Origin of the sequence: Arsenophonus nasoniae DSM 15247 (assembly GCF_000429565.1) — a bacterium.
Classification (GTDB): domain Bacteria; phylum Pseudomonadota; class Gammaproteobacteria; order Enterobacterales; family Enterobacteriaceae; genus Arsenophonus; species Arsenophonus nasoniae.
Genome location: NZ_AUCC01000114.1, coordinates 1 through 6,661 on the forward strand (window position 1 = coordinate 1; position 6,661 = coordinate 6,661).

Consider the following 6,661-nt stretch of genomic DNA (forward strand, 5'->3'; position numbering starts at 1 on the left):
AGTGGATCAATTTTGATTGATCGGATTTAGATAAAAAGTGGATCAGTTTTCGGTGATCGTTGACAGTGTGAGCTGTTTACTCGCTTTTACCGTCGCATTTTGCGTCTGGATATGCACATTGCCCTGGGTGGTCAGTATCAGGGTCTGTATCTCGCCCCCGATAGCCATCGCGTGTTTTTTTCGGTCATACTCAACAAAGGTGCCATCGGCAAAGTCGACCCGGCGTTTATCGCGTGACGCAATAGCCGGTCGGTCGACCTGTGAATAGACCGCGCCGAGCACCACACCATCATCGCCATAGGGGTCAAGTAACAGTTTGACCTGCTCGCCAATATCCGGTAGCCAGTAGTCCTTGTTATTCTGTGTGTTGCGCTGCAATACCTCAAGCCAGGCAGTACGCAGATTATCCAGTTCAGGCAAACGAACGCGTACCCGCACCGTTTTCTCATCCACCGCACTCACCGTGCCCGTGGTAAATTTGATACCGCTCATCGTTTTTTCTCCTGTGCAACGGGGGTTTCTGTTGCCACCACGCCAATACTGCCGTCGGCTTTTTTGCCGATGACCATAAGACTCTGTGGCTTGCTGGCCTTGCCTTTTTTATGCGCATTGGCAATCGGCCCCTGACCTAACGCCAGTTCGCAGGTATAGCCGCTTTGTCGGTTAAGGTCGTGCCGCACCGAGGTGATGAGCCAGACTCCGGACAGGCGACCGAAGTCCGCCAGTTGCACCGTGATACCGGCTTTGAGCCGGGTCTGACCCGGCAGGCTGAGATTTGCCGTGCGCTGGTATTCATTGTGGCGGTTAAGCCCGGCACACAGCTTACCGACCGCTTCATCGCGGGTGCGTGCCCGGTTTTGCATCTGCAGCGTATCCGCACTGGGGGTTCGGCTTCCCTTGGCAGGGACGGTTTCCTCTGCCACCGTGCCGATGCTGCCATCGGCCAGCACCCCGACGGTGACCAGTTTCTTGGTGCGGGTGTCCTGATATTTAACCTTGCCTTGCTGATAAATGCGATTCAGTGTATCGCGCAGGGTAAAGCGACTCACCGCTGATGGCGTCAGCGTCAACAGCGACGTGGCTTCGCGCAATGTCGCGCGATGGGAAAACACCAGTGCCTTATCGGTCACCTTGACAATATAGCCATACTCACGCCCCAGTCGGGTGATAAACGCCAAATCGGTTTCGTTATACTGCGTCACCCGGTCGAGCGCCAAAGGCGCAAGGGCCCCTTCCAGCCGCAGATGATTTTTTTTGGCTATCCGGCTGGCGATTGCCCGCAGCGTGGTGGCTTCAAAGGCCCGGTTACTGCGGGTACGCAACGCGCGGGTGACCGGGGCCGATAGCCCCCGTAACCGTACGCTGTCCGGCGGGCTGGAAAATTCCAGCTCATCCAGCGAGAACGTCCCGCACGCCAGCAGCGGTTGACCGGCCAGACCTATCGCCAGCGTCAGGCTGTCGCCTTTGCCCGGATACCAGGCCTCGCGCCAACGACCGTCACTGTCTTCCAGCTCGACTTCAATTTCATCCGATTCCCCGGCCAGCCGGTCGGTAAAGCTTACCGACAGCACATAAGGCGTCACTTCCCGCGAGATATCTTTCTGGCCGTAATGCAGGGTAAAGGTAGGCGTATCTACCGGGGTTATCGTGTCAGACCAGGGGGTTAGCGCAGCCATGGTGGTGTGTTCTCCTCGGTGTCATCCGCTGCAATGATAGGGATAAGCAGCTGCACCCCTGCCGGGAGCGACGCGGTAATGGCCACCTGCGGGTTAGCCATAATGATGCGCCCATAGCCGAACGGGTCGCCATAATAGTGATGCGCCAGGGTGTCCCAGCGTTCGCCTTCCCGGGTGGTATGGATCATGACGGCAGGCGTATCAGCAGACATCATTATCCCCTCCGGCTAATAATACGGCTGGCCAGGCGACTGAGCGGTGCTGACTGATGCTGGTAAACCGTCACGGCATTGCCAACCAGACCGGCGACGGTATCGAGCGCACCGGGCAGATGTTGACTCTAGCCCGGCGCAAGGCCGCGCAGGGTGTCCTGGGCATGGTCTATCATCGTGGCCGCTTCACCGCTCGCCCGCAGGAGCGGGATAGCGTCGGGTAAGGTGCCGGTTAACTGGCGCAGCCAGGGTTGCGATTGCGCCATCGGGGCGGCCACATCGCCCAGGCTGGTCAGTACGCCGGGTACGCGGGTCAGCGCCGCCACCGGATTACTTTTCATCTGCCGTGCGACCCGGATGACACTGGAGGCGGCCTGTAGCGCCGATTGCGCCTGCCGGGCAAAGCCTACCGCCTGGCGCAGCGTCTGCCCAGCCCCGACGCGGGCAAGGCCGTCTGCCGGGTCTGATTCAGGTTTGGCAACCCACCTTTGACGGCAGGCGGTTTCGGCGGCTTTTGCGGATCGCCGGTATATTCGCGCAGCGTCACCTCAACCGATAGCGCCTGGGCACGGCCCTGCGCGCTGCAGAGCTGGGTACTCAGCGACAGGTCAGTAATGACAAACCAGCCCTTGTAATCGCCGTTACCCAGCACAAAGGCCAGCGCCTGATGGGCACGGCTCGCCGCCTGCAGCCGTTGCCACTCACGGGCAGGGTCACAGTAACGCTGATGAAGCACCAGGATCAGATGGTACTCATCCAGTTTTGCCCCGGTAAACTGTAAGCCCGGCTTGTGGCCAATGCGTGCCTGCTCGGCAAAGTCATTGCCAAAAGTCCCGTCCAAAGCATCAAAGCTGGTACCCAGCTGAAAAGGGATATCCCCCAATACGGCAAACATTATTCCAGCCTCCTGCGCTGCTGTTGTTGCAGTACGCGCGCCAGCATCTGCTCCAGTTCGCGCACACCCAGACTCAACGCCTGCTGTACCGCCGAACCGGGGGTTTGCGACCGACCATCCAGTACAATGTGAGGACTAAAATGCACCACGATACCCCCCTGGCCTGCCATGCCATGACCGGCAAGCCCCGCCCCGTTCGGCAGCGAGGGGACGGGAGCGGGTCGCCAGCCAGGCAGACCCGGCAATGCCAGCCCTGAGCCAGCCTGCAACAGAGAGGCCAGCCAGTCGAGGGTCGCGCTGCGGGTTTTGGGGGTGGTGCGTCGGATACCGATAGCGGCACCTTCAACGATATTGTCCCCAAAACCCATAAAGACCCGTGAGGGGCTATTAATGCCCAGCGTCTCGCTAAACCAGCTTTTGATACTGCCACCAAACTCGGTGATACTCTCTCTCGCCGCCGTCAGCTTGCTGCGAATACCGCTGACCAACCCCTCAATCAGGTTGCGACCGAAATCGGTAAAATTGGCGGGTAACTCAATATTGAAATAGCGCATTACCCCCGCGAACGCCTTATAGAACAGCCCCACCGGCGACCAGTTGATAATCAGCGCCGCGACGCCACCGATGCCGCCGGAAAACGCCTGTTTGATATCCGCCCAGCGGGCTTTGAGCCAGGCGCTGATAGGCCCCCAGTAGCGATAAATCAGGAAAGCCCCCACAGCAATACCGGTGATCAGCAGCCCAATGGGGGTCAGCATCAGCGCCCGACCGATAAACAGCACGGCCCGTCCGGCTATCATCAGGCCACGCACCAGTCCGCCGCCGAGCACCTTGCCCAGACGCAACGCGCCGCGTGAGAGTCGGCCCATGAGTCCGGCCAGACGGCGGATCCTGCTGCCCTGGCTAAAGGTGCTTTGCAATAACACCCATTGACTTCGCAGCGTTACAAAACCTTTCCACACCGACACGAAAGGGGTAGCTAGCAGGTTAAGTCCCATCCGTAAAATAAACAAAACCGACTTAAAGGCGATCAGTCCCGTGACGACACCGGCTATCCCGGTCACTAATTGAGGATTGGCTTTTATCCATGATCCAAGCACTGTGACGCAGGGCAGTATTTTATCTACCGCAGTAACAATAGCAGGCGTTAATTGTTCACCCAACGTGATCGCCAGATCACTGCTAGCAATCATCAATTGCTTCATTTTCTCAATCGGTGATGCCAGGCGCTGGGAATAATCCCCCGCCAGCACGTCGCTGTTGGCGGCGCTCAAGGCTTCAGCACGGATAGTGCGGTATTTCTTCATATTGGCCAGCATCGGTCGGACAAACGCCATCACCTGCATATCGGCGAACAGCTCACCCAGGCCGAAGTTCTTCTGCAACGCCTGGAGCGCCCGATCTCGAGCAGCATCGTCCTTTAATGCCATAGCCGCCTTGAACTGTTTGACCGCTTCCGGGCCTTTTTGCGCCAGAGACCACTGGATGGTGTTCATCATCCCTTCAATCGGAGAGATCCCGGCTGCCTTTTGGCGCATCAAGGATTGCTGAAGGTTGATCCCCTGATCGGCAAAGTGCTTTTGCGTGTCCGGGGCAAACATTTTAGTGAGGAAATTCTTGAAATTGTTGGCCGCTTCATCGGGTGTACCCGCACCGATTTTAGCGACCTGTAGTGCGGCGGCCATCTCGGCGACCGCCTCTTTCCCCTGGGCAATGCCCGCCATCTGTGGAGCCAGCGCAGGTAACCATTTAACCTGATCGGGAATTTCAAATGATCCCGCCTTGCCACCGTAGGCCATGATGTTCTGTACGGCGGCAAAATCTTTCGCGGCAATCCCCAAGGATTGCTTGGTCGTGAACGCCGCCTCAGCCCATTGTGCTGCAGTGGTACGCGTTGCGGTGGCACCACGCGCAATGCTTGGCAGATAAGCGCGCAGATCATCCAAATCATCAATATTATTGCCAATCAGTGAACTGCTTGCCGCCTGTAAATCGTCCTGAGTCTGGTTGTACTGCAGGCTCCAGGCACGAATATCTTTCCCCAGCGTGTCGCGGGTTTTCGTGTTAAAGCCCGCCGTGATCGCCATGTCGATCATGTTGTCCTGAAAAGACATGTACTTTTTTACTGAAGGCTGAACGGCACCATAGGCAGCGCGGGCCATACCATAGGTTTCCAGTCCCTGACCGTAAATTTTCAGGCGATTATCACGTAAGGCAGCCGAGGTGGCAGTGGCGCGAGTCAGGCGCGCTTGTTGGCTTTCCAGCCGGGACAGCGTGTGACCAACCCGGGTCAGTTCACCGTTCAAGCGCCGGGCGGCATCCCCACCGAGGCTACCATATCGACTGACCGCCCGTGTCAGCGATGCCTGTCGCTGCTGTAATCGGGATGTTGCCGTACCCAGGCTTTCCAGTGTTCGCTGGGTGCTGCCCATCACACTGCGAAAAGCCCCTGAAAGGGTAGCAGAAACGACAACACCAATTGAAAAACTACTCGCCATAATGGTAAACTCAGTTCAGGTTAAATAGTAAGGCAACAACATGATTATACTCGCTTTCTTGCTGGGAGCCGCGGTAATAGGCAGTTACGGATGGTGCGTGGCCCAGCTTTATTTCTATTTTATGTCCACTGGCGACGATATTTGGCTTAATCTTATCTTGACCCTGATGGGGGCCGCAGGGATTGGCCTGGTTTATTGTGTTGCGCTGTTTTTTCTTCAGCCGGTTATTTTCCTGTTAGCGGGCGTTTGTGAAGGATTATTCCAATTCATTCGCTGGATTACTCGCCGTATTCGCGCTTTATCTGTTCGCCCGCTTCCTTAAGGTAGCCCTCAAATTCTTCTACCGCTAGCCGCTCAATTTCACTGGGCGGCCAGCGAAACCACCTTGCCAGTAACGCCTCCGCCTTACGCAGTTGTCCCGGATACTGTATCCAGCCCCGCAAAGTCGCGAAATCGGCCATGCAATGCCTGGTAATCCGCCAGATCCATTTTGTCCAAATCTTCCGGCAACAACCCGGTCATGCTGGCAACCAGCAATTCATCCAAATCAGACGGATCCTGACTTTGCTTGCGTACCTGCTTCATGTCGCGCACGGTCAACCGCCGCACGGTGACCTGGGTCAGCATCTCGCCATTGGCCAGCGGATAGGGAAAACGCAGAGGGTAAGTATCGTTCATAATAAGCTCCTAGGTTGAGGGGATTTCTTGACCCTGACAGTCTGGCATTCGGGTGGGCTGGGGGCTTTTAAACGCCATTAAGAAGACAGGGACGATAACGCCCCCTGAAAACGGATGGCTCACTAACCACCAATATTGGCCCGGTAGTCTGCCAGCATATCCACCCCGCCCACGCGAAAAATATTCGCCATGTAGTCCAGCTCCAGTAATTCTTCGCCATCCAATACCTGCTTGATATAGGTGCAGGTAAAAGCGCTGCTTAAATCCGGATCCTCATGCTGTTTGAAGGTACCCAGCGGGTTCTTTTTAAACATCACCGTCATATAGGTCACCATCGGCACTTCATTGAACCGACCCTGGCTACCTGTAGTGGTCTAATAAAACTGTAGAGATTTATAGCTTATAATTAAGCAAAATCTTATAGGTATAAATATGACCCGAAAAGTAAAAGTAACCTTTAGCGGAAAGCAAAAACTGGAATATGCAAAACTCATGGTTGAAGGTGGATATAGCAATATCCAAGTTGAAAAAATATCCGGTGCGGGTAAATCTGCCGTATCACGATGGAAGCAACAATATCTTGCCGAGTTAAATGGGAATACGCCTGTAAAATCAAAAGCGTTAACACCCGAGCAACAGCGCATACAAGAATTAGAAGTTCAACTTAAGCGTGCTCAGAGGGATAATGACATATTAAAAAAA

General features: G+C 55.7%; 8 protein-coding genes and 2 pseudogenes. 3 read left to right on the top strand and 7 right to left on the bottom strand.

What is annotated here, in order from left to right; all coding sequences use genetic code 11:
* Positions 1-81: 81 nt before the first annotated feature.
* From G468_RS21370 to G468_RS0115335, 3 genes and pseudogenes are all read right to left on the bottom strand, one after another.
* Positions 82-492, bottom strand: a pseudogene (locus tag G468_RS21370) (phage baseplate assembly protein V); the annotation flags it as partial.
* Positions 489-1,676 (bottom strand): phage late control D family protein, encoded by a 1,188-nt coding sequence (locus tag G468_RS0115330; RefSeq protein ID WP_026823818.1) that lies wholly within the window; start codon positions 1,674-1,676, stop codon positions 489-491. The gene G468_RS0115330 and the pseudogene G468_RS21370, both read right to left, overlap by 4 nt.
* Positions 1,664-1,888 carry a tail protein X gene (locus G468_RS0115335; protein WP_407062016.1) on the bottom strand — a complete coding sequence of 75 codons (225 nt, stop codon included), beginning with the start codon at positions 1,886-1,888 and terminating at the stop codon, positions 1,664-1,666. The genes G468_RS0115330 and G468_RS0115335 overlap by 13 nt, the downstream gene beginning before the upstream one ends.
* A gap of 56 nt (positions 1,889-1,944) precedes the next feature.
* Between G468_RS0115335 and G468_RS24910 the strand changes: the two genes are divergently transcribed.
* Positions 1,945-2,112, top strand: a complete 168-nt coding sequence (locus G468_RS24910) for a hypothetical protein (RefSeq protein ID WP_248604899.1) — start codon at positions 1,945-1,947, stop codon at positions 2,110-2,112.
* Between the two features lie 182 nt (positions 2,113-2,294).
* Here the strand turns inward: G468_RS24910 and G468_RS24915 are convergent, their stop codons facing one another.
* Both G468_RS24915 and G468_RS0115345 read right to left on the bottom strand, forming a co-directional pair.
* A complete protein-coding gene (locus G468_RS24915) occupies positions 2,295-2,783 on the bottom strand; it encodes a phage tail protein (RefSeq protein WP_051297145.1) in 489 nt (162 codons plus the stop codon).
* Positions 2,783-5,281, bottom strand: coding sequence for a phage tail tape measure protein (locus tag G468_RS0115345; RefSeq protein WP_026823820.1), 2,499 nt, complete (start codon positions 5,279-5,281; stop codon positions 2,783-2,785). The genes G468_RS24915 and G468_RS0115345 overlap by 1 nt, the downstream gene beginning before the upstream one ends.
* A gap of 97 nt (positions 5,282-5,378) precedes the next feature.
* Between G468_RS0115345 and G468_RS23920 the strand changes: the two genes are divergently transcribed.
* A complete protein-coding gene (locus G468_RS23920) occupies positions 5,379-5,603 on the top strand; it encodes a hypothetical protein (protein ID WP_155847012.1) in 225 nt (74 codons plus the stop codon).
* An 83-nt stretch (positions 5,604-5,686) separates the two neighbouring features.
* On the opposite strand, the gene G468_RS0115355 is transcribed toward G468_RS23920, so the two are convergent.
* Together G468_RS0115355 and G468_RS21380 are read right to left on the bottom strand one after the other, a co-directional pair.
* Complete coding sequence (locus tag G468_RS0115355) at positions 5,687-5,959, bottom strand: phage tail assembly protein (RefSeq protein ID WP_026823822.1); 273 nt, start codon at positions 5,957-5,959, stop codon at positions 5,687-5,689.
* 122 nt (positions 5,960-6,081) lie between these two features.
* Positions 6,082-6,303: pseudogene (locus tag G468_RS21380) on the bottom strand (phage major tail tube protein); the annotation flags it as partial.
* A gap of 88 nt (positions 6,304-6,391) precedes the next feature.
* Between G468_RS21380 and G468_RS0115365 the strand changes: the two are divergent.
* A partial coding sequence (locus G468_RS0115365) for an IS3 family transposase (protein WP_034250161.1) occupies positions 6,392-6,661 on the top strand: 270 nt, incomplete at its 3' end.

Coding starts and splice junctions, on each gene's coding strand:
- G468_RS0115330 (WP_026823818.1), bottom strand. CDS start 1,676: ATGGCTGCGCTAACCCCCTGGTCTGACACGATAACCCCGGTAGATACG.
- G468_RS0115335 (WP_407062016.1), bottom strand. CDS start 1,888: ATGTCTGCTGATACGCCTGCCGTCATGATCCATACCACCCGGGAAGGC.
- G468_RS24910 (WP_248604899.1), top strand. CDS start 1,945: ATGCTGGTAAACCGTCACGGCATTGCCAACCAGACCGGCGACGGTATC.
- G468_RS24915 (WP_051297145.1), bottom strand. CDS start 2,783: ATGTTTGCCGTATTGGGGGATATCCCTTTTCAGCTGGGTACCAGCTTT.
- G468_RS0115345 (WP_026823820.1), bottom strand. CDS start 5,281: ATGGCGAGTAGTTTTTCAATTGGTGTTGTCGTTTCTGCTACCCTTTCA.
- G468_RS0115355 (WP_026823822.1), bottom strand. CDS start 5,959: ATGAACGATACTTACCCTCTGCGTTTTCCCTATCCGCTGGCCAATGGC.